At 53.7% G+C, this 23,724-nt stretch carries 22 protein-coding genes; 11 read left to right on the top strand and 11 right to left on the bottom strand.

What is annotated here, in order from left to right; all coding sequences use genetic code 11:
• Positions 1–225 precede the first annotated feature (225 nt).
• A complete protein-coding gene (cynR, locus tag FEK42_RS21705; RefSeq protein ID WP_135492807.1) occupies positions 226–1,125 on the bottom strand; it encodes a transcriptional regulator CynR in 900 nt (299 codons plus the stop codon).
• Between the two features lie 109 nt (positions 1,126–1,234).
• Here cynR and cynT point away from each other — a divergent pair, with 109 nt between their 5' ends.
• The 3 genes from cynT to cynX are packed head-to-tail and all read left to right on the top strand — an operon-like array spanning position 1,235 to position 3,582.
• Positions 1,235–1,894 (top strand): carbonic anhydrase CynT, encoded by a 660-nt coding sequence (cynT, locus tag FEK42_RS21700; protein ID WP_130206123.1) that lies wholly within the window; start codon positions 1,235–1,237, stop codon positions 1,892–1,894.
• 30 nt (positions 1,895–1,924) lie between these two features.
• Entirely contained in the window at positions 1,925–2,395 is a 471-nt protein-coding gene (gene cynS, locus FEK42_RS21695; RefSeq protein ID WP_130206125.1) for a cyanase, read from the top strand.
• Between the two features lie 5 nt (positions 2,396–2,400).
• Positions 2,401–3,582, top strand: a complete 1,182-nt coding sequence (cynX, locus tag FEK42_RS21690) for a cyanate transporter CynX (protein WP_135406121.1) — start codon at positions 2,401–2,403, stop codon at positions 3,580–3,582.
• A gap of 102 nt (positions 3,583–3,684) precedes the next feature.
• Here cynX and lacA read toward each other — a convergent pair whose 3' ends face one another.
• The 7 genes from lacA to FEK42_RS21655 all read right to left on the bottom strand — a co-directional run bounded on the left by lacA (position 3,685) and on the right by FEK42_RS21655 (position 12,680).
• The gene (gene lacA, locus FEK42_RS21685; protein ID WP_130258510.1) at positions 3,685–4,296 is read right to left on the bottom strand and encodes a galactoside O-acetyltransferase; all 612 of its coding nucleotides are present in this window, start codon (positions 4,294–4,296) and stop codon (positions 3,685–3,687) included.
• A 65-nt stretch (positions 4,297–4,361) separates the two neighbouring features.
• Positions 4,362–5,615 carry a lactose permease gene (gene lacY, locus FEK42_RS21680; protein ID WP_130223311.1) on the bottom strand — a complete coding sequence of 418 codons (1,254 nt, stop codon included), beginning with the start codon at positions 5,613–5,615 and terminating at the stop codon, positions 4,362–4,364.
• 51 nt (positions 5,616–5,666) lie between these two features.
• Complete coding sequence (gene lacZ, locus FEK42_RS21675) at positions 5,667–8,741, bottom strand: beta-galactosidase (protein WP_135492479.1); 3,075 nt, start codon at positions 8,739–8,741, stop codon at positions 5,667–5,669.
• A 122-nt stretch (positions 8,742–8,863) separates the two neighbouring features.
• Positions 8,864–9,946 carry a DNA-binding transcriptional repressor LacI gene (gene lacI, locus FEK42_RS21670; RefSeq protein WP_135492481.1) on the bottom strand — a complete coding sequence of 361 codons (1,083 nt, stop codon included), beginning with the start codon at positions 9,944–9,946 and terminating at the stop codon, positions 8,864–8,866.
• Between the two features lie 36 nt (positions 9,947–9,982).
• The gene (locus FEK42_RS21665) at positions 9,983–10,936 is read right to left on the bottom strand and encodes a GlxA family transcriptional regulator (protein ID WP_135406124.1); all 954 of its coding nucleotides are present in this window, start codon (positions 10,934–10,936) and stop codon (positions 9,983–9,985) included.
• Positions 10,937–10,955: 19 nt separating this feature from the next.
• Positions 10,956–11,732: an MBL fold metallo-hydrolase gene (locus tag FEK42_RS21660; protein ID WP_135492483.1), complete on the bottom strand. Its 777-nt coding sequence runs from the start codon at positions 11,730–11,732 to the stop codon at positions 10,956–10,958.
• Between the two features lie 114 nt (positions 11,733–11,846).
• Positions 11,847–12,680 (bottom strand): DNA-binding transcriptional regulator, encoded by an 834-nt coding sequence (locus FEK42_RS21655; protein ID WP_214251108.1) that lies wholly within the window; start codon positions 12,678–12,680, stop codon positions 11,847–11,849.
• Positions 12,681–12,870: 190 nt separating this feature from the next.
• Here FEK42_RS21655 and FEK42_RS21650 point away from each other — a divergent pair, with 190 nt between their 5' ends.
• The 8 genes from FEK42_RS21650 to FEK42_RS21615 all read left to right on the top strand — a co-directional run bounded on the left by FEK42_RS21650 (position 12,871) and on the right by FEK42_RS21615 (position 21,208).
• Positions 12,871–14,535, top strand: a complete 1,665-nt coding sequence (locus FEK42_RS21650) for a bifunctional 3-(3-hydroxy-phenyl)propionate/3-hydroxycinnamic acid hydroxylase (RefSeq protein WP_135492485.1) — start codon at positions 12,871–12,873, stop codon at positions 14,533–14,535.
• A 1-nt stretch (position 14,536) separates the two neighbouring features.
• The gene (mhpB, locus tag FEK42_RS21645; protein ID WP_135492487.1) at positions 14,537–15,481 is read left to right on the top strand and encodes a 2,3-dihydroxyphenylpropionate/2,3-dihydroxicinnamic acid 1,2-dioxygenase; all 945 of its coding nucleotides are present in this window, start codon (positions 14,537–14,539) and stop codon (positions 15,479–15,481) included.
• A gap of 17 nt (positions 15,482–15,498) precedes the next feature.
• Positions 15,499–16,365: a 2-hydroxy-6-oxonona-2,4-dienedioate hydrolase gene (gene mhpC / locus FEK42_RS21640; protein ID WP_000121898.1), complete on the top strand. Its 867-nt coding sequence runs from the start codon at positions 15,499–15,501 to the stop codon at positions 16,363–16,365.
• Positions 16,366–16,374: 9 nt separating this feature from the next.
• Positions 16,375–17,184 (top strand): 2-keto-4-pentenoate hydratase, encoded by an 810-nt coding sequence (gene mhpD, locus FEK42_RS21635; protein ID WP_135490865.1) that lies wholly within the window; start codon positions 16,375–16,377, stop codon positions 17,182–17,184.
• A complete protein-coding gene (mhpF, locus tag FEK42_RS21630) occupies positions 17,181–18,131 on the top strand; it encodes an acetaldehyde dehydrogenase (protein ID WP_115724349.1) in 951 nt (316 codons plus the stop codon). Before mhpD ends, mhpF begins: the two co-directional genes overlap by 4 nt.
• Positions 18,128–19,141 (top strand): 4-hydroxy-2-oxovalerate aldolase, encoded by a 1,014-nt coding sequence (gene mhpE, locus FEK42_RS21625; RefSeq protein ID WP_001013507.1) that lies wholly within the window; start codon positions 18,128–18,130, stop codon positions 19,139–19,141. The genes mhpF and mhpE overlap by 4 nt, the downstream gene beginning before the upstream one ends.
• 214 nt (positions 19,142–19,355) lie before the next feature.
• Complete coding sequence (mhpT, locus tag FEK42_RS21620; RefSeq protein WP_138211967.1) at positions 19,356–20,567, top strand: 3-(3-hydroxy-phenyl)propionate transporter MhpT; 1,212 nt, start codon at positions 19,356–19,358, stop codon at positions 20,565–20,567.
• A 101-nt stretch (positions 20,568–20,668) separates the two neighbouring features.
• Positions 20,669–21,208 carry a DUF2058 domain-containing protein gene (locus tag FEK42_RS21615; RefSeq protein ID WP_130206149.1) on the top strand — a complete coding sequence of 180 codons (540 nt, stop codon included), beginning with the start codon at positions 20,669–20,671 and terminating at the stop codon, positions 21,206–21,208.
• 126 nt (positions 21,209–21,334) lie between these two features.
• On the opposite strand, the gene fghA is transcribed toward FEK42_RS21615, so the two are convergent.
• The 3 genes from fghA to frmR all read right to left on the bottom strand — a co-directional run bounded on the left by fghA (position 21,335) and on the right by frmR (position 23,680).
• Complete coding sequence (gene fghA, locus FEK42_RS21610) at positions 21,335–22,168, bottom strand: S-formylglutathione hydrolase (RefSeq protein ID WP_135406136.1); 834 nt, start codon at positions 22,166–22,168, stop codon at positions 21,335–21,337.
• 92 nt (positions 22,169–22,260) lie between these two features.
• Positions 22,261–23,370, bottom strand: coding sequence for an S-(hydroxymethyl)glutathione dehydrogenase (gene frmA, locus FEK42_RS21605; protein WP_000842102.1), 1,110 nt, complete (start codon positions 23,368–23,370; stop codon positions 22,261–22,263).
• Between the two features lie 34 nt (positions 23,371–23,404).
• Positions 23,405–23,680: a formaldehyde-responsive transcriptional repressor FrmR gene (gene frmR / locus FEK42_RS21600; protein ID WP_001141271.1), complete on the bottom strand. Its 276-nt coding sequence runs from the start codon at positions 23,678–23,680 to the stop codon at positions 23,405–23,407.
• Positions 23,681–23,724: the final 44 nt, after the last annotated feature.

Here is a 23,724-nt window from a genome sequence, read left to right as displayed (position 1 = left end):
AGCGCATCAGGCAATTCCAGCCGCTGACCTGTGTCAGCGGCTACCGTGATTCATTCCCGCCAACATCCGCGAATTCTTCCAACGCCATGTGCAAAAATGCCTTCGCGGCGGCTGTCTGCCAGCTGTAGTTTATGCCCGGATGCGGCGTGAACGCCTTGCACTGAACTCGTAGGCCTGATAAGCGTAGCGCATCAGGCAATTCCAGCCGCTGACCTGTGTCAGTGGCTACCGTGATTCATTCCCGCCAACATCCGCGTATTCTTCCAACGCCATGTGCAAAAATGCCTTCACGGCGGCTGTCTGCCAGCTATTTTTCCGCCGCAACAAAACCGCCGTTCTCTCCAGTAGTGGCGGGGCAAGAGAAATCGCTTTAAGCCCATCATGTTGTGTGGCAATCGCCGCAGGCAGCAAGGTGGAAAGAGAAGTGCGGCGAATCAGCTCCAGAACCGCGCTAATTGAGTTCGCCTCTATCACCACCTGTGGATGCAGCCCCGCTTTCTCGCAGTAGTGGTCAATTTGCTCTCTGGTGGCAAATTCCGCGCTGAGCAGCACCAGTTTTTCATCATGCAAGCGACTCAATGCCACCTGTTCCTGATCAGCCAGCGGATGATGTTTCGCCACCACCAACGCTAAACTTTCTGTCAGTAAAGGAATTGCCTCCAGCTCCGGCGAATGCACAGGCGCGAAGGCAATCCCAACGTCCAGCTCGTCGCGACAAAGCATATCTTCGATTTTCTCCTGCGACATTTCCTGTAGCTGGAGCGTGATGCCGGGGTAGCGCGCATAGAAATCCGCCATTAAGGGGCCGATAAAGTAGCTCGTAAAGGTGGGGGTGACGGCGATACGCAGCGATCCTCGCGTCAGATCGGCAACATCATGAATCGCCCGTTTACCCGCCCCCAGTTCCTGTAACGCCCGGCTGGCGTACTGTCGCCAGACTTCCCCCGCATCAGTGAGACGAATCGTTCGCCCGCTACGGTCAAACAGCGGCACGCCTAAACTCTCCTCTAATTGGCGAATCTGCTGGGAAAGCGCAGGCTGGGAGACGTGCAACGCACTGGCGGCACGGGTGAAGCTGCCATGTTCAGCCACGGCAAGAAAGTAATTGATATGTCGAGAGAGCATTCGCCAACCTATAAGTAAATCCAATAGAACTCATCATAAATGAGTCTTTTACCTTATGACAATCGGCGAGTAGTCTGCCTCTCATTCCAGAGACAGACAGAGGTTAACGGTGAAAGAGATTATTGATGGATTCCTTAAATTCCAGCGCGAGGCATTTCCTGAGCGGGAAGCCTTGTTTAAACAGCTGGCGACACAGCAAAGCCCGCGCACACTTTTTATCTCATGCTCCGATAGCCGTCTGGTCCCTGAGCTGGTGACGCAACGTGAGCCTGGCGATCTGTTCGTTATTCGCAACGCGGGCAATATCGTCCCTTCCTACGGGCCGGAACCCGGTGGCGTTTCTGCTTCGGTGGAGTATGCCGTCGCTGCGCTTCGGGTATCTGACATTGTGATTTGTGGTCATTCCAACTGTGGCGCGATGACCGCCATTGCCAGCTGTCAGTGCATGGACCATATGCCTGCCGTCTCCCACTGGCTGCGTTATGCCGATTCTGCCCGCGTCGTTAATGAGGCGCGCCCGCATCCCGATTTACCGTCAAAAGCTGCGGCGATGGTACGTGAAAACGTCATTGCTCAGTTGGCTAATTTGCAAACTCATCCATCGGTGCGCCTGGCGCTCGAAGAGGGGCGGATCGCCCTGCACGGCTGGGTCTACGACATTGAAAGCGGCAGCATCGCAGCTTTTGACGGCGCAACCCGCCAGTTTGTGCCACTGGCAGCTAATCCTCGCGTTTGTGCCATACCGCTACGCCAACCGACCGCAGCGTAACCTTATTTTTAAACCATCAGGAGATCCACCATGATTCAGTCGCAAATTAACCGCAATATTCGTCTTGATCTTGCCGATGCCATTTTGCTCAGCAAAGCTAAAAAAGATCTCTCATTTGCCGAGATTGCCGATGGCACCGGTCTGGCAGAAGCCTTCGTAACCGCGGCTTTGCTGGGTCAGCAGGCGCTTCCTGCCGACGCCGCCCGCCTGGTCGGGGCGAAACTGGATCTCGACGAAGACGCCATTCTGTTATTACAAACTGTGCCACTGCGTGGCTGCATTGATGACCGTATTCCAACCGACCCAACGATGTATCGTTTCTATGAAATGTTGCAGGTGTACGGCACAACCCTGAAAGCGTTGGTTCATGAGAAGTTTGGCGATGGCATTATCAGCGCGATTAACTTCAAACTCGACGTTAAGAAAGTGGCGGACCCGGAAGGTGGCGAACGAGCGGTCATCACCTTAGATGGTAAATATCTGCCGACCAAACCGTTCTGACAGTCATGCGCGACCATCAAAAGACGTTCACGATGCTGTTGGTTCTGGTGCTGATTGGTCTTAATATGCGACCACTGCTCACCTCCGTCGGGCCACTGCTACCGCAATTGCGCCAGGCGAGTGGAATGAGCTTTAGCGTGGCTGCCCTGTTGACCGCTCTGCCGGTGGTCACCATGGGCGGGCTGGCACTGGCCGGAAGCTGGCTTCATCAGCATGTCAGTGAACGTCGCAGCGTCGCCATCAGTTTGTTGCTGATAGCCGTCGGTGCATTGATGCGTGAGCTTTACCCCCAAAGTGCGCTGCTGCTTAGCAGCGCACTGCTTGGTGGGGTGGGGATCGGTATCATTCAGGCGGTGATGCCTTCGGTGATTAAACGGCGGTTTCAGCAGCGCACGCCACTGGTGATGGGGCTGTGGTCCGCGGCTCTGATGGGCGGCGGTGGACTTGGTGCTGCCCTGACACCCTGGTTAGTTCATCACAGCGAAACCTGGTATCAAACACTCGCCTGGTGGGCGCTGCCTGCCGTTGTTGCGCTCTTTGCCTGGTGGTGGCAAAGCGCCCGCGAGGTCGCCTCTTCTCACAAGACAACAACCACTCCGGTTCGCGTGGTATTCACTCCCCGCGCGTGGACGCTGGGCCTTTACTTCGGTCTGATTAACGGCGGTTACGCCAGCCTGATTGCCTGGTTACCCGCTTTCTATATTGAGATTGGTGCCAGCGCGCAGTACAGCGGTTCCTTGCTGGCGTTGATGACGCTTGGGCAAGCCGCAGGAGCATTGCTAATGCCTGCTATGGCTCGCCATCAGGACCGACGCAAACTGTTAATGCTGGCGCTGGTGTTACAACTGGTGGGTTTCTGCGGCTTTATCTGGCTGCCGCTGCAATTGCCGGTATTGTGGGCGATGGTGTGTGGTTTAGGTCTGGGCGGCGCGTTTCCGCTCTGTTTGCTGCTGGCGCTCGACCACTCTGTGCAACCGGCTATTGCTGGCAAGTTAGTGGCGTTTATGCAGGGGATTGGTTTTGTCATTGCCGGGCTTGCCCCCTGGTTTTCTGGCGTGCTGCGTAGTATCAGTGGCAATTACCTGATGGACTGGGCGTTTCATGCGCTATGCGTCGTTGGGCTGATGATCATAACCCTGCGCTTTGCACCAGCACGTTTTCCGCAGCTGTGGGTCAAAGAGGCATGATGAGACGCTTGTTCCTGCGCTTTGTTCATGCCGGATGCGGCCTACGTAGATCACTGAATTTGTAGGCCTGATAAGCGAAGCGCATCAGGCAATTTTTATAATTTAAAGTGACGATTCAACTTTGTAATCTTTGTAATAATATTGCTTATCCCGGTCGTTTATTTCGCGAATAACCCGACAAGGAACGCCAGCAGCCACGACGTTTGGTGGAATGTCTTTTGTGACGACACTACCCGCGCCAATAACAGAATTATCCCCGATGGTGACGCCTGGATTAATGACCACATGACTCCCGATCCAGACATTATTGCCAATCGTTATCGGAAAAGAGTACATCTCTCCATTTTTTCTCAATTTATGGTGTACAGGGTGTCCCGTAACGGAAAGAGTAACGTTGGGTGCAATCAGTACGTTATCACCGATTGTTACCGTGTAGTCATCGACAATGGTTAAATTGAAATTTGCGTAAAAATTGCGGCCTATATGGATGTTGGAACCATAAGAAAAATAGACGGGAGGTTCTATCCAGGCGTTTTCCCCTACTGTGGCAAACATTTCTTTAATCAGGCTTTCCCTTTTTTCAACTTCTGATGGATGCGAGTGATTAAACTCATACATTAACGTTTTCCCACGAAGTCTTTTTTCAGGTAAGCCTTCGCACATATCGGTAAATAGCTTGCCTGCTTTTATTCTTTCGGTCATTGGCATGTTCATTGCGATCATTCCGTCCTGATATGTTGGTCGGATAAGGCGCTCGCGCCCCATCCGACATTAATTGTTTAAGCGACTTCATTCACCTGGCGACGCAGTAGAGAAAGCGGGCCGGGGCCGCTAAGTGTGAACACGGAAATCAAGGTGAAGCCCAGCGCCACCAGACCCAGCACCAGATAAGCGCCCTGGAAACCGATGCTTTCATACATATTGCCCGCCAGTACAGACATAAAAATCATCGCCAGTTGCTTAAAGAAGCAGAAACAGACCAGATAAATCGTCGCTGAAAAACGCACTTCAAACTGGCTGGTAATATATTTAAAGCAGCCCACCAGCAGGAACGGTACTTCAAACATATGCAGCGTTTTCAGAATGACCACTTCCAGCGCTGAAGTGGCGAACGATGAGCCAATAATGCGTACAGACATAATAGTGCCAGCCAGCAGCAGGGCGTTTTTCCCACCGATGCGATTAATAATCAGCGGCGCAAAGAACATAATCGAGGCGTTAAGTAATTCGCCCATTGTCGTTACGTAGCCAAATACCCGCGTACCCTGTTCACTGGAGGTAAAAAACGAAGTAAAGAAATTAGCAAACTGTTGGTCAAAAACATCGTAGGTGCAGGAAACGCCAATAACATAGAGCGACAAAAACCACAGTTTGGGCTGTCTGAACAATTCCAGTGCCAGCTTAAGGCTAAAAGCCGAATGGTTGGCGCCTACGGCATTGGCAACCGTGGCGGAAGAAGGGGCATCCGTTCTGGCAAAAAAGAGCAAAACGGCGAGGATGAGCGCACAGCCAGAACCCAGCCAGAAAACAAACTGGTTATTGATGGTGAACATGATGCCGACAATCGAGGCACACAGCGCCCAGCCAACACAGCCAAACATCCGCGCGCGACCAAATTCGAAATTACTGCGACGGCTGACTTTCTCGATAAATGCCTCTACTGCTGGCGCACCGGCGTTAAAACAAAAGCCAAGATAAATACCACCAACAATCGACCCTACTAAAATGTTGTACTGTAACAGCGGGCCGAAGATAAAAATAAAGAACGGCGCAAACATCACTAACATGCCGGTGATAATCCATAGCAGGTATTTGCGCAGCCCGAGTTTGTCAGAAAGCAGACCAAACAGCGGTTGGAATAACAGGGAGAACAGAGAAATAGCGGCAAAAATTATTCCGGTATCACTTTTGCTAATATGGTTGATGTCATGTAGCCAAATCGGGAAAAACGGGAAATAGGCACCCATGATAAAAAAGTAAAAGAAAAAGAATAAGCCGAACATCCAAAAGTTTGTGTTTTTTAAATAGAACATAATGGATTTCCTTACGCTAAATACGGGCAGACATAGCCTGCCCGGTTATTATTATTTTTGGCACCAGATCAACTGGTAATGATAGCGACCTGCGCTCAGTTGACATTCTGCCGACACTGACGGGCTCCAGGAGTCGTCGCCACCAATCCCCATATGGAAACCGTCGATATTCAGCCAGGTGCCTTCTTCCGCGTGCAGCAGATGGCGATGACTGGTTGCCATCAGTTGTTGTTGGCTGTAGCGGCTGATATTGAACTGGAAGTCGCCGCGCCACTGGTGTGGGCCATAATTCAATTCGCGCGTCCCGCAGCGCAGACCGTTTTCGCTCGGGAAAACGTACGGGGTATACATGTCTGACAATGGCAGATCCCAGCGGTCAAAACAGGCTGCAGTAAGGCGGTCGGGATAGTTTTCTTGCGGCCCTAATCCGAGCCAGTTTACCCGCTCTGCTACCTGCGCCAGCTGGCAGGTCAGGCCAATCCGCGCCGGATGCGGCGTATCGCTCGCCACTTCAACATCCACACTGATGACCATCTCACCGTGTCCATCAATCCGGTAAGTTTTCCGGCTGATAAATAAGGTTTTCCCCTGATGCTGCCACGCGTGGGCGGTCGTAATCAGCACCGCGTCGGCAAGTGTATCTGCCGAGCACTGCAACAACGCCGCTTCGGCCTGGTAATGGCCCGCCGCCTTCCAGCGTTCGACCCAGGCGTTCGGATCAATACGCGTTGCTTCACTTACGCCAATGTCATTATCCAGCGGTGCGCGGGTGAACTGATCGCGCAGCGGCGTCAGCAGTTGTTTTTCATCGCCAATCCACATCTGTGAAAGAAAGCCTGACTGGCGGTTAAATTGCCAACGCTTGTTACCCAGCTCGATGCAAAAATCCGTTTCGCTGGTGGTCAGTTGCGGGATGGTGTGGGACGCGTAGGGGAGTGTCACGCTGAGGTTTTCCGCCAGTCGCCATTGTTGCCAGGCGCTGATGTGTCCGGCTTCTGACCATGCGGTCGCGTTCGGTTGCACTACGCGTACTGTGAGCCAGAGTTGCCCGGCGCTCTCCGGCTGCGGTAGTTCAGGCAGTTCAATCACCTGTTTACCTTGCGGGCCAACATTCAGAGGCACTTCGCTACTTGCCAGTGGCTTGCCATCCAGTGCCACCGACCAGTGCAGGATCTCGTTATCGCTATGACGGAACAGGTATTCGCTGGTCACTTCGATGGTCCGCCCGGATAAACGGAACTGGAAAAACTGCTGTTGGTGTTTTGCTTCCGTCAGCGTCGGATGCGGCGTGCGGTCGGCAAAGACCAGACCGTTCATGCAGAACTGGCGATCGTTTGGCGTATCGCCAAAATCACCGCCGTAAGCCGACCACGGGTTTCCGTTTTCATCATATTTAATCAGCGACTGATCCACCCAGTCCCAGACAAAGCCGCCCTGTAAACGGGGGTACTGACGAAACGCCTGCCAGTATTTAGCGAAGCCGCCAAGACTGTTACCCATCGCGTGGGCATATTCGCAAAGGATCAGCGGGCGCGTCTCTCCAGGCAGCGAAAGCCATTTTTTGATGGACCATTTCGGCACAGCCGGGAAGGGCTGGTCTTCATCCACGCGCGCGTACATCGGGCAAATAATATCGGTGGCCATGGTGTCGGCTCCGCCGCCTTCATACTGTACCGGGCGGGAAGGATCGACAGATTTGATCCAGCGATACAGCGCGTCGTGATTAGCGCCGTGGCCTGATTCATTCCCCAGCGACCAGATGATTATGCTCGGGTGATTACGATCGCGCTGTACCATCCGCGTTACGCGTTCGCTCATCGCAGGTAACCAGCGCGGATCATCCGTCAGTCGATTCATCGGCACCATGCCGTGGGTTTCAATATTGGCTTCATCCACCACATACAGGCCATAGCGGTCGCACAGCGTGTACCACAGCGGATGGTTCGGATAATGCGAACAGCGCACGGCGTTAAAGTTGTTCTGCTTCATCAGCTGGATATCCTGCACCATCGTCTGCTCATCCATGACCTGACCATGCAGAGGATGATGCTCGTGACGGTTAACGCCGCGAATCAGCAACGGCTTGCCGTTCAGCAGCAGCAGGCCATTTTCAATCCGCACCTCGCGGAAACCGACATCGCAGGCTTCTGCTTCAATCAGCGTGCCGTCGGCGGTGTGCAGTTCAACCACCGCACGATAGAGATTCGGGATTTCGGCGCTCCACAGCGCCGGGTTTTCGACGTTCAGACGTAGCGTGACGCGATCGCTATAACCACCACGTTCATCGATAATTTCGCCGCCGAAAGGTGCGGTGCCGCTGGCGACCTGCGTTTCACCCTGCCATAAAGAAACTGTTATCCGCAGCACATCGCGCAGTTCGCCGTACATCTGAACTTCTGCCTCCAGTACAGCGCGGCTGAAATCATCATTAAAGCGAGTGGCAACATGGAAATCGCTGATTTGTGTGGTCGGTTTGTGCAGCAACGAGACGTCACGGAAAATGCCGCTCATCCGCCACATGTCCTGATCTTCCAGATAGCTACCGTCACTCCAGCGCAGCACCATCACCGCGAGGCGGTTTTCTCCGGCGCGTAAAAATTCGCTCAGGTCAAATTCAGACGGCAAACGACTGTCCTGGCCGTAACCGACCCAGCGCCCGTTGCACCACAGATGAAACGCCGAGTTAACGCCATCAAAAATAATTCGCGTCTGGCCTTCCTGTAGCCAGCTTTCATCAACATTAAATGTGAGCGAGTAACAGCCTGTCGGATTTTCTGCGGGAACAAATGGCGGATTGACCGCAATGGGATAGGTCACGTTGGTGTAGATGGGCGCGTCGTAACCGTGCATCTGCCAGTTTGAGGGGACGACGACAGTATCGGCGTCAGGAAGATCGCTCTCGAGCCAGCTTTCCGGCACCGCTTCTGGTGCCGGAAACCAGGCAAATTGCCACTCACCATTCAGGCTGCGCAACTGTCGGGAAGGGCGATCGGCGCGGGCTTCTTCGCTATTACGCCAGCTGGCGAAAGGGGGATGCGCCGCAAGGCGATTAAGTTGGGTAACGCCAGGGTTTTCCCAGTCACGACGTTGTAATACGACGGCCAGTGAATCCGTAATCATGGTCATAGCTGTATCCTGTGTGAAATTGTTATCCGCTCACAATTTCACACAACATACGAGCCTGACGCATAGAGTGTAAAGCCTGGGGGGCCTAATGAGTGAGCTGACTCACATTAATTGCGTTGCGCTCACTGTCCGCTTTCCAGACGGGAAATTTGCCTTGCCAGCTGCATTAATGAATCGGCCAACGCGCGGGGAGAGGCGGTTTGCGTATTGGGTGGCAGGGTGGTTTTTCTTTTCACCAGTGAGACGGGCAGTAGCTGATTTCCCTTCACCGCCTGCCCCTGAGAGAGTTGCAGCAAGCGGTCTACGCTGGTTTGCCCCAGCAGACGAAAATCCTGTTTGATGGTGGTTAACGGCGGGATATAACACGAGCTGTCCTCGGTATCGTCGTATCCCACTACCGAGATATCCGCGCCGACGCGCAGCCCGAACTCGGTAATGGCGCGCATTGCGCCCAACGCCATCTGATCGTTGGCAACCAGTATCGCGGTGGGAATAACGCCCTCATTCAGCATCTGCATGGTTTGTTGAAAACCGGACATGGCGCTCCAGTCGCCTTCCAGTTCCGCTATTGGCTGAATTTGATGGTGTTTGAGATATTTGTGCCAGCCCGCCAGACGCAGACGCGCGGAGACAGAACTTAATGGGCCTGCTAACAGCGCGATTTGCTGGTGACCTAATGCGACCAGATGATCCACGCCAAGCCGCGTACCGTCTTCATGGGAAAAAATAATACTGTTGATGGGGGCCTGGTCAGAGACATCAAGGAATAACGCTGGCACGTTACCACAGGCGGCTTCCACCGCAATGGCATCTTGTTCATCCAGCGGATAGTTGATGATCAGACCGCTAACGCGTTGCGCGAGAAGGTTGTGTACCGCCGCTTTACAGGCATCGACGCCGCTTCGTTCTACCATCGACACCACCACGCTGGCACCCAGTTGGTCAGCGCGAGATTTTATCGCCGCGACAATTTGTGACGGCGCGTGCAGGGCCAGGCTGGAGGTAGCAACGCCAATCAGCAACGACTGTTTGCCCGCCAGTTGTTGTGCCACGCGGTTGGGAATGTAATTCAGCTCCGCCATTGCCGCTTCCACTTTTTCCCGCGTTTTCGCAGAAACGTGGCTGGCCTGATTTACCACGCGGGAAACGGTCTGATAAGAGACACCGGCATACTCTGCGACATCGTATAGCGTTACTGGTTTCACATTCACCACCCTGAATTCACTTTCTTCCGATTGCTATCATGCCATACCACGGAAGGTTTTTCGCCATTCGGCGGGGCTGACGCCGAAGTGAGATTTAAAATGCTGACGCCAGGTCACAGGTGAGAGAAAACCCACCTCAGCCGCTATCCTCTCAACGGGCAACTGACTGGTTTCCAACAGTTCCTGGCTACGGCGTAAGCGTTCAGTGATGAGCCATTCGGCGATACTCGAACCGGTCGCTTTCATAAAATGACGGGTTAGCGTGCGGCGACTCATCATTACTCGCTGCGCCAGCGAGTCGAGATCATGCTGTTGCGCAATGTTTTGCCGCAGGTAATCCAGCAGGAGGTTAATGCGTTCATCATGGGTATTTTTCGGCACCGGTTGCTCTATAAACTGCGCCTGACCGCCGGTGCGATATGGCGGTACGACCATCCGTCGGGCAATATGGTTAGCATAGTCGCTGCCAAAATGTTGCCGAACAATATACAAACAGCAATCCAGCGCCGCGGCAGTACCGGCAGAGGTAATAATACCGTCATCGTCTACATACAACGCGTTAATATCCAGATATGTTTGTGGAAAACGTGCCTGAAATTCACGCTCGAACTCCCAGTGCGTGGCAGCACGCTTATTGTTCAGTAAACCTGCATAGCCGAGCACAAACGTGCCCAGGCAAAGCCCGACAATCTGTGCCCCGTTATCCCGTGCGGTCGTTAAGGCTTCCAGCAGCTTTTGTGGCGGTTTTTGTGTAATTGTTCCCCAGTAAGGAATTATCACAATATCCGCCTGGATGACTGCGGTATAGTCATGGGTGGCGGTTACGGAAAACCCATCGGCAGAGTCCACGTTTCCCAGATTTTCAGCGCAGATAATTACGTGAAAGCGTTTTTTCTCCGCCATTTTTTCGCTAAACACGATAAACGGTACGGAAAGATGAAAAGGGCTAAAACCGGCAACGGCGATAATGGCAACAGTTAGCGGGCGCATAACACTCTTTATCTCCGAATTAGAATGTCAACGTTTCACCATCTTCTGGTACGTTCACAAATTCGATAATTTGATTATCTCTTGCGTATTCCTTGAGCGCATCACGCGTCAGCAAACAGTGGTTTACGGCCTCCATATGTGTCGCGACAATTTGCGCTTCTGGCAGGGTAAAATGTGTTTTGAGAATATCTTCTGCTCCCATAATTATCGCGCCATGCCCCAGAACATGCGCAAATCCGGCATTCAACACAACCACTTCTGGTTGGAAAGTTAGCATTGTAGCCTCGACGTCGTCACGCCAGAGGGTATCGCCAGCCAGATAGAGCGTTTTCTCTGTCGGGTGCTGGAAAACAACGCCGCAGGCTGCGCCTAAACGCTTCGCCATAGCCGGGTCGGCATAGGTGCGATCGGAGCCGTGCTGCCCTGTCGTTTTATGCAGAGTTATATCACCAAATTTAGTCTCGTCGGTAAGTACGGTAAGATGCGTAAATCCTTGTTTATGCAGTGATTCAGCATCTTGCTCATTTTGCACATAAATCAGTTTATCTTTGGGGACGACGCGGGAGGCTGTTTCGTCCCAGTGATCTTCATGCAAATGAGTCACGATTAGGGCGTCAACGTTGAGTAACGTTGTTAAATCGCACGGTAATTCTACCGTTGGATTGCGGATTTCTGCGCGTGCAGTTCCGGCAAAACCCGGATAACTTCCTTTAGGCGCGAGTAACGGGTCGATAAGAAATGTTTTGCCAGCGTATTGGGTAATTTGGGTGGCATTACGAATTTGAGTAATTTTCATGATTTGCTCCACATCACAGTATTGATGTCATTAGCGTAGCGTGCAGCCCGTACTGTGCATGTGGGCAAATGGGCGAATAACGATGAGAATGGGCCAAATTACACATTGACGTCGCTAGCGCAAATGCACGCCACTTCGCCGTCCGGCCACCAGAATAGCCTGCGATTCCACCCCTTCTTCAATCTGTTTTGCTACCCGTTGCAGCGCCGGAAGATGTTTTTCTGCCGCCTGTTCAATGGTCATCGCACTGGCCATATACACCAGATTCAAACAGCCAATCACCCGTTGTTCACTGCGCAGCGGTACGGCAATGGAGGCGATCTTCTCCTCCTGATCCCAGCCGCGGTAGTTCTGTCCGTAACCTTCTTTGCGTGCACGCGCCAGAATGGCTTCCAGCTTTAACGGTTCCCGTGCCAGTTGATAGTCATCACCGGGGCGGGCGGCTAACATTTCGATTAACGCCTGGCGTTCTTGTTCCGGGCAAAAGGCCAGCCAGGTCAGGCCCGAGGCGGTTTTCAGGAGCGGTAAACGCCGCCCGACCATTGCCCGGTGAAAGGATAATCGACTGAAACGGTGAGTGGTTTCGCGTACCACCATTGCATCAACATCCAGCGTGGAAACATCTGTCGGCCACACCACTTCGCGCAATAGATCGCCCAGCAGCGGGGCCGCCAGCGCAGAAATCCACTGTTCGTCACGAAACCCTTCGCTTAATTGCCGCACTTTGATGGTCAGACGAAAACTGTCGTCGGAGGTACTGCGCCGGACATATCCCTCTTCCAGCAACGTCTCCAGCAGTCGCCGCACAGTGGTGCGATGCAGACCGCTGAGTTCCGCCAGCAGCCCGACGCTGGCACCGCCGTCAAGTTTATTTAACATATTTAATAACATTAGACCGCGGGTTAATCCGCGCACGGTTTTGTATTCCGTCTGCTCATCGTTCTGCATATTAATTGACATTTCTATAGTTAAAACAACGTTGTGCACCTGGTGCACATTCGGGCGTGTTTTGATTGTAGCCGAAAACACCCTTCCTATACTGAGCGAACAATAAAAAATCATTTACATGTTTTTAACAAAATAAGTTGCGCTGTACTGTGCGCGCAACGGCATTTTGTCCGAGTCGTGAGGTACTGAAATGGCAATACAACACCCTGACATCCAGCCTGCTGTTAACCATAGCGTTCAGGTGGCGATCGCTGGTGCCGGTCCGGTCGGGCTGATGATGGCGAACTATCTCGGCCAGATGGGCATTGACGTGCTGGTAGTGGAGAAACTCGATAAGTTGATCGACTACCCCCGTGCGATTGGTATTGATGACGAGGCGCTGCGCACCATGCAGTCGGTTGGCCTGGTCGATAATGTTCTGCCGCATACTACGCCGTGGCATGCGATGCGTTTTCTCACCCCAAAAGGCCGCTGTTTTGCTGATATTCAGCCAATGACCGATGAATTTGGCTGGCCGCGCCGTAACGCCTTTATTCAGCCGCAGGTCGATGCGGTGATGCTGGAAGGGGTGTCGCGTTTTCCGAATGTACGCTGCTTGTTTTCCCGCGAGCTGGAGGCCTTCAGCCAGCAAAATGACGAAGTGACCTTGCACCTGAAAACGGCTGAAGGGCAGCGGGAAACGGTCAAAGCCCAGTGGCTGGTGGCCTGTGATGGTGGGGCAAGTTTTGTCCGTCGCACCCTGAATGTGCCGTTTGAAGGTAAAACCGCGCCAAATCAGTGGATTGTGGTAGATATCGCCAACGATCCGTTAAGTACGCCGCATATCTATTTGTGTTGCGATCCGGTGCGCCCGTATGTTTCTGCCGCGCTGCCTCATGCGGTACGTCGCTTTGAATTTATGGTGATGCCGGGAGAAACCGAGGAACAGCTGCGTGAGCCGCAAAATATGCGCAAGCTGTTAAGCAAAGTGCTGCCTAATCCAGACAATGTTGAATTGATTCGCCAGCGTGTCTACACCCACAACGCACGACTGGCGCAACGTTTTCGTATCGATCGCGTACTGCTGGCGGGCGATGCCGCGCACATCATGCCGGTGTGGCAGGGGCAGGGCTATAACAGCGGTATGCGCGACGCCTTTAACCTGGCCTGGAAACTGGCGTTGGTTATCCAGGGGAAAGCCCGCGATGCGCTGCTCGATACCTATCAACAAGAACGTCGCGATCACGCCAAAGCGATGATTGACCTGTCCGTGACCGCGGGCAACGTGCTGGCTCCGCCGAAACGCTGGCAGGGTACGTTACGTGACGGCGTTTCCTGGCTACTGAATTATCTGCCGCCAGTAAAACGCTACTTCCTCGAAATGCGCTTCAAGCCGATGCCGCAATACTACGCCGGTGCGCTGGTGCGTGAGGGCGAAGCGAAGCACTCTCCGGTCGGCAAGATGTTTATTCAGCCGAAAGTCACGCTGGAAAACGGCGACGTGACGCTGCTCGATAACGCGATCGGCGCGAACTTCGCGGTAATTGGCTGGGGATGCAATCCACTGTGGGGAATGAGCAACGAGCAAATCCAGCAGTGGCGTGCGTTGGGCACACGCTTCATTCAGGTGGTGCCGGAAGTGCAAATTCATACCGCACAGGATAATCACGACGGCGTGCTACGCGTGGGCGATACGCAAGGTCGTCTGCGTAGCTGGTTTGCGCAACACAATGCTTCGCTGGTGGTGATGCGCCCGGATCGCTTTGTTGCCGCCATCGCCATTCCGCAAACCCTGGGCAAGGCCCTGAATAAACTGGCGTCGGTGATGACGCTGACCCGCCCTGATGCCGACGTTTCTGTCGAAAAGGTAGCCTGATATGTACGCTTATCTTCACTGTCTTTCCCACTCGCCGCTGGTGGGGTATGTCGACCCGGCGCAAGAGGTGCTCGATGAGGTCAATGGTGTGATTGCCAGCGCCCGCGAGCGTATTGCGGCTTTCTCCCCTGAACTGGTGGTGCTGTTTGCGCCAGATCACTACAACGGTTTTTTCTATGACATGATGCCGCCGTTCTGTTTAGGCGTTGGGGCGACGGCAATTGGTGATTTCGGCAGTGCGGCAGGAGAGCTGCCCGTGCCTGTGGAGCTGGCGGAGGCTTGTGCGCATGCCGTCATGAAGAGCGGGATCGATCTTGCCGTTTCTTACTGTATGCAGGTGGATCACGGTTTTGCCCAGCCGCTGGAGTTCCTGCTCGGTGGGCTGGATAAGGTGCCGGTTCTGCCTGTGTTCATCAACGGTGTCGCCACGCCGCTGCCTGGTTTTCAGCGTACCCGCATGTTGGGTGAAGCCATTGGACGTTTCACCAGCACTCTCAATAAACGCGTGCTGTTCCTTGGGTCCGGTGGGCTTTCCCATCAGCCGCCGGTGCCCGAACTGGCGAAAGCCGATGCCCATATGCGCGATCGTCTGTTGGGTAGCGGGAAAGATTTACCCGCCAGTGAGCGTGAATTGCGTCAGCAACGGGTGATCAGCGCCGCTGAGAAGTTTGTTGAGGATCAGAGAACTCTGCATCCGCTCAACCCGATTTGGGATAACCAGTTCATGACTTTGCTGGAGCAGGGACGCATACAGGAACTGGATGCCGTCAGTAACGAAGAGCTTTCCGCCATTGCCGGAAAGTCGACACATGAAATCAAAACCTGGGTCGCCGCTTTTGCCGCTATTTCTGTGTTTGGCAACTGGCGTAGCGAAGGGCGTTATTACCGCCCAATCCCGGAGTGGATTGCCGGATTTGGCTCGTTAAGCGCCAGAACAGAGAACTGAATATGCAGGAGAAGATGATGAGTTATCAGCCACAAACCGAAGCCGCCACCAGCCGTTTTCTGAATGTAGAAGAAGCGGGTAAAACGCTGCGCATCCATTTTAATGACTGTGGACAAGGCGACGAAACCGTTGTCCTGCTGCACGGTTCCGGCCCGGGTGCTACGGGCTGGGCGAACTTCAGCCGCAATATCGATCCGCTGGTAGAGGCGGGCTATCGAGTGATCCTGTTGGATTGTCCGGGCTGGGGTAAGAGCGATTCGATCGTTAATAGTGGTTCGCGATCGGATCTTAATGCACGCATCCTGAAAAGCGTGGTGGATCAACTGGATATCGCCAAAATCCACTTGCTGGGCAACTCGATGGGCGGCCACAGTTCTGTGGCGTTCACCCTTAACTGGCCGGAGCGCGTCGGTAAACTGGTGCTGATGGGCGGCGGTACGGGCGGAATGAGTTTGTTTACGCCGATGCCAACCGAAGGTATTAAGCGACTGAATCAGCTTTATCGCCAGCCTACTATCGAAAACCTGAAGCTGATGATGGATATCTTCGTTTTTGATACCAGCGATTTGACCGACGCCCTGTTTGAAGCGCGCCTGAATAATATGCTGTCGCGTCGCGATCACCTGGAAAACTTCGTTAAGAGCCTGGAAGCCAATCCAAAACAGTTCCCGGATTTTGGTCCACGCCTGGCGGAAATCAAAGCACAAACCCTGATTGTCTGGGGGCGCAACGACCGTTTTGTGCCGATGGATGCGGGTCTGCGTCTGCTTTCCGGCATTGCTGGTTCTGAACTGCATATCTTCCGCGACTGTGGTCACTGGGCGCAGTGGGAACATGCCGACGCTTTCAATCAACTGGTGCTGAATTTCCTCGCGCGCCCTTAAGGAATGGTCATGACGAAGCATACTCTTGAGCAACTGGCGGCGGATTTACGCCGCGCCGCAGAGCAGGGCGAAGCGATTGCGCCGCTGCGCGATCTGATTGGTATTGAAAACGCGAAAGCCGCCTACGCCATTCAGCGCATCAATGTGCAACATGACGTCGCTCAGGGACGGCGAGTGGTGGGGCGCAAAGTGGGACTGACGCATCCGAAAGTGCAACAACAACTGGGCGTTGATCAACCGGATTTTGGGACGTTATTTGCCGATATGTGTTATGGCGATAATGAAACCATTCCTTTTTCCCGCGTCTTGCAACCCCGCATTGAAGCGGAGATCGCACTGGTTTTGAACCGCGATTTGCCCGCGACCGATACCACGTTTAACGAACTGTATAACGCCATTGAATGGGTACTTCCGGCGCTGGAAGTGGTGGGTAGCCGCATTCGCGACTGGTCGATTCAGTTTGTCGATACCGTGGCAGATAACGCCTCCTGCGGGGTGTATGTCATCGGCGGTCCGGCGCAACGTCCGGCGGGGTTAGACCTGAAAAACTGCGCCATGAAGATGACGCGTAATAACGAAGAGGTTTCCAGTGGGCGCGGCAGCGAATGCCTGGGACATCCGTTTAATGCCGCCGTCTGGCTGGCACGCAAAATGGCCAGCCTGGGTCAACCGCTGCGCGCCGGAGATATCATTCTTACCGGGGCATTAGGTCCGATGGTGGCGGTGAATGCGGGCGATCGTTTTGAAGCCCATATTGAAGGCATAGGTTCAGTTGCTGCGACATTTTCAAGCGCAGCCCCAAAAGGAAGTCTGTCATGAGTAAGCGTAAAGTCGCCATTATCGGTTCTGGCAACATTGGCACCGATCTGATGATTAAAATTTTGCGTCACGGTCAGCATCTGGAAATGGCGGTGATGGTCGGCATTGATCCTCAGTCCGACGGTCTGGCGCGTGCCAGACGTATGGGCGTCGCCACTACCCATGAAGGGGTGATCGGACTGATGAACATGCCTGAATTTGCTGATATCGACATTGTATTTGATGCGACCAGCGCGGGCGCGCATGTGAAAAACGATGCCGCTTTGCGCGAAGCGAAACCGGATATTCGCTTAATTGACCTGACGCCTGCTGCTATCGGCCCTTACTGCGTGCCGGTGGTTAACCTCGAGGCGAACGTCGAACAACTGAACGTTAACATGGTCACCTGCGGCGGCCAGGCCACCATTCCAATGGTGGCGGCGGTTTCACGCGTGGCGCGTGTTCATTACGCCGAAATTATCGCTTCTATCGCCAGTAAATCTGCCGGACCTGGCACGCGTGCCAATATCGATGAATTTACGGAAACCACTTCGCGCGCCATTGAAGTGGTGGGCGGCGCGGCAAAAGGGAAGGCGATTATCGTGCTTAACCCAGCAGAGCCACCGTTGATGATGCGTGACACGGTGTATGTATTGAGCGACGAAGCTTCACAAGATGATATCGAAGCCTCAATCAATGAAATGGCTGAGGCGGTGCAGGCTTACGTACCGGGATATCGCCTGAAACAGCGCGTGCAGTTTGAAGTTATCCCGCAGGATAAACCGGTTAATTTGCCGGGCGTGGGGCAGTTCTCCGGGCTGAAAACGGCGGTCTGGCTGGAAGTCGAAGGCGCAGCGCATTATCTGCCTGCCTATGCGGGCAACCTCGACATTATGACTTCCAGTGCGCTGGCGACAGCGGAAAAAATGGCCCAGTCACTGGCGCGCAAGGCAGGAGAAGCGGCATGAACGGTAAAAAACTTTATATCTCGGACGTCACGTTGCGTGACGGTATGCACGCCATTCGTCATCAGTATTCGCTGGAAAATGTCCGCCAGATTGCCAAAGCACTGGATGATGCTCGCGTGGATTCGATTGAAGTGGCCCACGGCGACGGTTTGCAGGGTTCTAGCTTTAACTATGGTTTCGGCGCACATAGCGACCTTGAATGGATTGAAGCGGCGGCGGATGTGGTGAAGCACGCCAAAATCGCGACGTTGTTGCTGCCAGGAATCGGCACTATTCACGATCTGAAAAATGCCTGGCAGGCTGGCGCGCGGGTGGTTCGTGTGGCTACGCACTGTACCGAAGCTGATGTTTCCGCCCAGCATATTCAGTATGCCCGCGAGCTCGGAATGGACACCGTTGGTTTTCTGATGATGAGCCATATGACCACGCCGGAAAATCTCGCGAAGCAGGCAAAGCTGATGGAAGGCTACGGTGCGACCTGTATTTATGTGGTGGATTCTGGCGGTGCGATGAACATGAGCGATATCCGCGACCGTTTCCGCGCCCTGAAAGCAGTGCTGAAACCAGAAACGCAAACCGGCATGCACGCTCACCATAACCTGAGTCTTGGCGTGGCGAACTCTATCGCGGCGGTGGAAGAGGGCTGTGACCGAATCGATGCCAGTCTCGCGGGAATGGGGGCGGGCGCAGGTAACGCGCCGCTGGAAGTGTTTATTGCCGCCGCGGATAAACTGGGCTGGCAGCATGGGACCGATCTCTATGCGTTAATGGATGCCGCTGATGACCTGGTGCGTCCGTTGCAGGATCGTCCGGTACGAGTCGATCGCGAAACGCTGGCGCTGGGATACGCTGGTGTTTACTCCAGCTTCCTGCGTCACTGTGAAACGGCGGCGGCGCGTTATGGCTTAAGCGCGGTGGATATTCTCGTTGAGCTGGGCAAACGCCGGATGGTTGGCGGCCAGGAGGATATGATCGTCGACGTGGCGCTGGATCTGCGCAACAACAAATAATGATGACTGCCGAGAACGTGCATTTTGTATGCCGATCCCAGGCATGATAAGACGCGCCAGCGTCGCATCAGGCGTCTGCGCACGACTGCCGGATGCGGCGTGAACGCCTTATCCGGCTTACATTTCGCCCGCAGGCCGTCATTAAATGGTTCTGATTACGCGGCTGGCAATGTATCAGCCGCGATTCACCTGTACTCACAACGAGGTTCATCTTATGTCGACTCGTCTCCCTTCATCATCTTCATCCCGCCTGATGCTGACCATCGGGCTTTGTTTTTTGGTCGCTCTGATGGAAGGACTGGATCTTCAGGCGGCTGGCATTGCGGCGGGTGGCATCGCCCAGGCTTTCGCACTCGATAAAATGCAAATGGGTTGGATATTCAGCGCCGGAATACTCGGTTTGCTACCCGGCGCGTTGGTTGGCGGAATGCTGGCGGACCGTTATGGTCGCAAGCGCATTTTGATTGGCTCAGTTGCGCTGTTTGGTTTGTTCTCACTGGCAACGGCGATTGCCTGGGATTTCCCCTCACTGGTCTTTGCACGGCTGATGACCGGTGTCGGGCTGGGGGCAGCGTTGCCGAATCTTATCGCCCTGACGTCTGAAGCCGCGGGTCCACGTTTTCGTGGGACGGCAGTGAGCCTGATGTATTGCGGTGTTCCCATTGGTGCGGCGCTGGCGGCGACGCTGGGTTTCGCGGGGGCAAACTTAGCCTGGCAAACGGTGTTTTGGGTAGGTGGTGTGGTGCCGTTGATTCTGGTGCCGCTATTAATGCGCTGGCTGCCGGAGTCGGCGGTTTTCGCTGGCGAAAAACAGGCTGCGCCACCACTGCGTGCGTTATTTGCGCCAGAAACGGCCACCGCGACGCTGCTGCTGTGGTTGTGTTATTTCTTCACTCTGCTAGTGGTCTACATGTTGATCAACTGGCTGCCGCTGCTTTTGGTGGAGCAAGGATTCCAGCCATCGCAGGCGGCAGGGGTGATGTTTGCACTGCAAATGGGGGCGGCGAGCGGGACGTTAATGTTGGGCGCATTGATGGATAAGCTGCGCCCAGTAACCATGTCGCTACTGATTTATAGCGGCATGTTAGCTTCGCTGCTGGCGCTGGGAACGGTGTCGTCATTTAACGGTATGTTGCTGGCGGGATTTGTCGCGGGGTTGTTTGCGACAGGTGGGCAAAGCGTTTTGTATGCCCTGGCACCGTTGTTTTACAGTTCGCAGATCCGCGCAACAGGTGTGGGAACAGCCGTGGCGGTTGGGCGTCTGGGGGCTATGAGCGGCCCATTGCTGGCCGGGAAAATGCTGGCATTAGGCACTGGCACGGTTGGGGTAATGGCCGCTTCTGCACCGGGTATTCTTGTTGCTGGGTTGGCGGTGTTTATTTTGATGAGTCGGAAATCAAGAATGCAGGCGTGCGCCGATGCCTGACGCGCCTTATTAAGCAGGGGCGAAAGGGACTTGCCCTCAATACACCTACGGCGTTTACAGGTATACTCGCTAAAAATTATTCAGCGGGTTTGGAAACAAAGATGGCAAAACTTACCTTACAAGAGCAGTTGCTCAAAGCAGGATTAGTCACCAGCAAAAAAGCAGCGAAGGTCGAGAGAACGGCGAAAAAATCGCGCGTTCAGGCGCGTGAAGCTCGGGCGGCGGTAGAAGAAAATAAAAAAGCACAGCTTGAGCGTGATAAACAGCTTAGCGAGCAACAAAAACAAGCAGCGTTGGCGAAAGAATATAAAGCCCAGGTGAAGCAGCTTATTGAAATGAACCGAATCACCATTGCCAATGGCGATATTGGTTTTAACTTTACCGATGGTAATCTGATTAAGAAAATCTTTGTCGATAAGCTCACGCAAGCGCAGTTGATTAATGGTCGTCTGGCGATTGCCCGCTTGTTGGCCGATAACAATAGCGAAGGTGAATACGCCATTATTCCCGCCAGCGTTGCCGATAAAATTGCTCAGCGCGATGCCAGCAGTATTGTGTTGCATAGTGCACTCAGCGCCGAAGAGCAGAATGAAGATGATCCGTATGCCGACTTCAAAGTGCCTGATGATTTGATGTGGTAAACATAGATAAGCCGTGCGCAGATGCCTGATGCGACGCTTTGCGCGTCTTATCAGGCCTACGGTTTACGAGCGAAATGTAGGCCGGATAAGGCGTTTACGCCGCATCCGGCAGTTGTGCGCAGATGCTCAACGCATATTCAATTTATTGGCGTGGTACGCAATATGCTCGCCAATAAAACTGGAGACAAAATAATAGCTGTGGTCGTAACCTTCGTGATACCGGATTAACGCCTTGATATTCATCTCCTGACAGACCTTTTCAAGATTTTGAGTCCGCAGCTGTTCCACGTAAAAATCATCACTCAATCCCTGATCAACCATTATTTCTGCAACGCGTTGACCTTGTGAAATAAGGCTCACCGGATCGTAATCCAACCAGGTTTCTTTATTTTCACCAAGATACGCGGCAAAGGCTTGCTGGCCCCACGGTACTTGCGAAGGGGAAACAATGGGCGAAAACGCCGAGACGCTGACATACTCATCTGGGTTACGCAGCGCCAGTACCAGCGCGCCCAGCCCGCCCATAGAATGACCTGAGATAGACTTTCTGGCCGTTGCCGGAAAATGTTGCATCACTAAATCCGGCAGCTCGCTGCGGATATAGTCATACATTTTGTAATGCTCTTTCCACGGCGCTTGCGTCGCGTTCAGGTAAAACCCAGCACCTTGCCCGAGATCGTAACGGTCGGCATCTGCGACATGACTGCCTCGCGGACTGGTGTCCGGCACAACAACAATAATGTTGTGTTCAGCCGCGTAACGCTGCATTCCCGATTTGGTAATGAAATTCTGCTCGTTGCAGGTCAGGCCCGAAAGCCAGTAAAGCACCGGCAATTTTTCACTCGCAGCTTTTGGTGGGAGATAGACGCCGACATTCATTTCACAATTCAGTGATTGGGAATAATGCCGATACACATTTTGCCAGCCGCCAAAGCTGGCATGTTTTTCAATGAGTTCCATCAGCCATTATCTCATGGTTAATTCCCCGGACGGCTGCCCGGGGACGGTATTAAGAACCTCGTCTAAACTGGACGGGGTAAACCTGCGGGAAATCAGTAACGAATTACGGTTCGAATGGATTTGCCTTCATGCATCAGATCAAAGGCGTCATTAATTTCATCCAGGCTCATGGTATGCGTCACAAACGGTTCCAGGTCGATATCACCTTTCATTGCATCTTCAACCATCCCCGGTAACTGGGAACGACCTTTCACGCCGCCAAACGCGGAACCTTTCCATACGCGACCGGTGACCAACTGGAATGGACGGGTGGAGATTTCCTGACCAGAACCTGCTACCCCGATGATCACCGACTGACCCCAGCCGCGGTGCGCACTTTCTAGCGCCGCACGCATCACATTGACGTTACCGATGCACTCAAAGGTATGGTCGATACCCCATTTGTTGATATCCAGCAGGACATCTTTAATCGGTTTGTCGTAGTCATTCGGGTTAATGCAGTCGGTGGCACCGAAGCGACGCGCCAGATCGAATTTCTTCGGGTTCGTATCAATAGCGATAATCCGTCCCGCCTTCGCCTGACGTGCGCCCTGAACCACTGCCAGACCAATTGCGCCAAGACCAAACACGGCAACAGAATCACCTGGCTGGACTTTAGCGGTATTATGCACCGCGCCAATGCCAGTGGTTACGCCACAACCCAGCAGGCAGACGTGTTCATGGTTTGCTTCTGGATTAATTTTGGCCAGAGACACTTCCGCGACCACGGTGTATTCACTGAATGTAGAACAGCCCATGTAGTGATAAAGCGGCTGCCCGTTGTAAGAAAAACGGGTGGTGCCGTCTGGCATCAGGCCTTTGCCCTGGGTTTCGCGAACCGCGACACAGAGGTTGGTTTTGCCGGAACGACAGAACTCACACTCGCCGCACTCTGCGGTATAAAGCGGGATCACATGGTCGCCAGGTTTGACGCTGGTTACGCCTTCACCGACTTCAACCACAACGCCAGCCCCTTCGTGACCAAGAACGACCGGGAATACACCTTCCGGGTCATCGCCGGAGAGGGTAAATGCGTCGGTATGGCAAACGCCGGTATGGGTAACTTTGATCAGCACTTCACCTTTTTTCGGTGGTGCAACGTCAATTTCAACGATTTCCAGCGGTTTACCGGGAGCAAATGCAACGGCAGCACGTGATTTCATCTTTCGCTCTTCCTCAATATGGTAATAGATTCAGCTATTTAAGATAGGCTCGAACCAGTTCAATAGTGTCGTCAACGGATTGGCTGACTTCACGGCTGTAGCAGTCATTTCGGTCAAACGTTTCCCGGATATGGCTTTCAAGCACTTCTGCCATCAGCCCGTTAGCCGCGCCCCGAACGGCGGCTATCTGTTGGAGTATGGCACGGCATTCGGCATCACCCTCCAGCGACCGTTCCAGAGCATCAATCTGCCCCCGAATACGACGAACTCGAGTAAGGACCTTTTTCTTCTCTTCCGGAGTACTGGGCATTTCGCACCTCATCATCTGCACGCAATATACTATAGGGGGGTATG

Origin of the sequence: Escherichia sp. E2748 (assembly GCF_005781125.1) — a bacterium.
Taxonomy (GTDB): domain Bacteria; phylum Pseudomonadota; class Gammaproteobacteria; order Enterobacterales; family Enterobacteriaceae; genus Escherichia.
The sequence above is the reverse complement of the archived record's forward strand: the minus strand, read 5'-3'. Positions and strand labels throughout refer to the sequence as shown.

What these genes read in the sequence shown, in the direction of transcription:
- mhpD (WP_135490865.1), top strand. Translation starts at nt 16,375, where the DNA reads ATGACGAAGCATACTCTTGAGCAACTGGCGGCGGATTTACGCCGCGCC.
- FEK42_RS21655 (WP_214251108.1), bottom strand. Translation starts at nt 12,680, where the DNA reads ATGCAGAACGATGAGCAGACGGAATACAAAACCGTGCGCGGATTAACC.
- FEK42_RS21665 (WP_135406124.1), bottom strand. Translation starts at nt 10,936, where the DNA reads ATGCGCCCGCTAACTGTTGCCATTATCGCCGTTGCCGGTTTTAGCCCT.
- lacA (WP_130258510.1), bottom strand. Translation starts at nt 4,296, where the DNA reads ATGAACATGCCAATGACCGAAAGAATAAAAGCAGGCAAGCTATTTACC.
- cynR (WP_135492807.1), bottom strand. Translation starts at nt 1,125, where the DNA reads ATGCTCTCTCGACATATCAATTACTTTCTTGCCGTGGCTGAACATGGC.
- FEK42_RS21615 (WP_130206149.1), top strand. Translation starts at nt 20,669, where the DNA reads ATGGCAAAACTTACCTTACAAGAGCAGTTGCTCAAAGCAGGATTAGTC.
- FEK42_RS21660 (WP_135492483.1), bottom strand. Translation starts at nt 11,732, where the DNA reads ATGAAAATTACTCAAATTCGTAATGCCACCCAAATTACCCAATACGCT.
- mhpF (WP_115724349.1), top strand. Translation starts at nt 17,181, where the DNA reads ATGAGTAAGCGTAAAGTCGCCATTATCGGTTCTGGCAACATTGGCACC.
- mhpC (WP_000121898.1), top strand. Translation starts at nt 15,499, where the DNA reads ATGAGTTATCAGCCACAAACCGAAGCCGCCACCAGCCGTTTTCTGAAT.
- cynX (WP_135406121.1), top strand. Translation starts at nt 2,401, where the DNA reads ATGCGCGACCATCAAAAGACGTTCACGATGCTGTTGGTTCTGGTGCTG.
- frmA (WP_000842102.1), bottom strand. Translation starts at nt 23,370, where the DNA reads ATGAAATCACGTGCTGCCGTTGCATTTGCTCCCGGTAAACCGCTGGAA.
- lacY (WP_130223311.1), bottom strand. Translation starts at nt 5,615, where the DNA reads ATGTTCTATTTAAAAAACACAAACTTTTGGATGTTCGGCTTATTCTTT.
- cynS (WP_130206125.1), top strand. Translation starts at nt 1,925, where the DNA reads ATGATTCAGTCGCAAATTAACCGCAATATTCGTCTTGATCTTGCCGAT.
- mhpE (WP_001013507.1), top strand. Translation starts at nt 18,128, where the DNA reads ATGAACGGTAAAAAACTTTATATCTCGGACGTCACGTTGCGTGACGGT.
- frmR (WP_001141271.1), bottom strand. Translation starts at nt 23,680, where the DNA reads ATGCCCAGTACTCCGGAAGAGAAGAAAAAGGTCCTTACTCGAGTTCGT.
- mhpT (WP_138211967.1), top strand. Translation starts at nt 19,356, where the DNA reads ATGTCGACTCGTCTCCCTTCATCATCTTCATCCCGCCTGATGCTGACC.
- fghA (WP_135406136.1), bottom strand. Translation starts at nt 22,168, where the DNA reads ATGGAACTCATTGAAAAACATGCCAGCTTTGGCGGCTGGCAAAATGTG.
- FEK42_RS21650 (WP_135492485.1), top strand. Translation starts at nt 12,871, where the DNA reads ATGGCAATACAACACCCTGACATCCAGCCTGCTGTTAACCATAGCGTT.
- mhpB (WP_135492487.1), top strand. Translation starts at nt 14,537, where the DNA reads ATGTACGCTTATCTTCACTGTCTTTCCCACTCGCCGCTGGTGGGGTAT.
- lacZ (WP_135492479.1), bottom strand. Translation starts at nt 8,741, where the DNA reads ATGACCATGATTACGGATTCACTGGCCGTCGTATTACAACGTCGTGAC.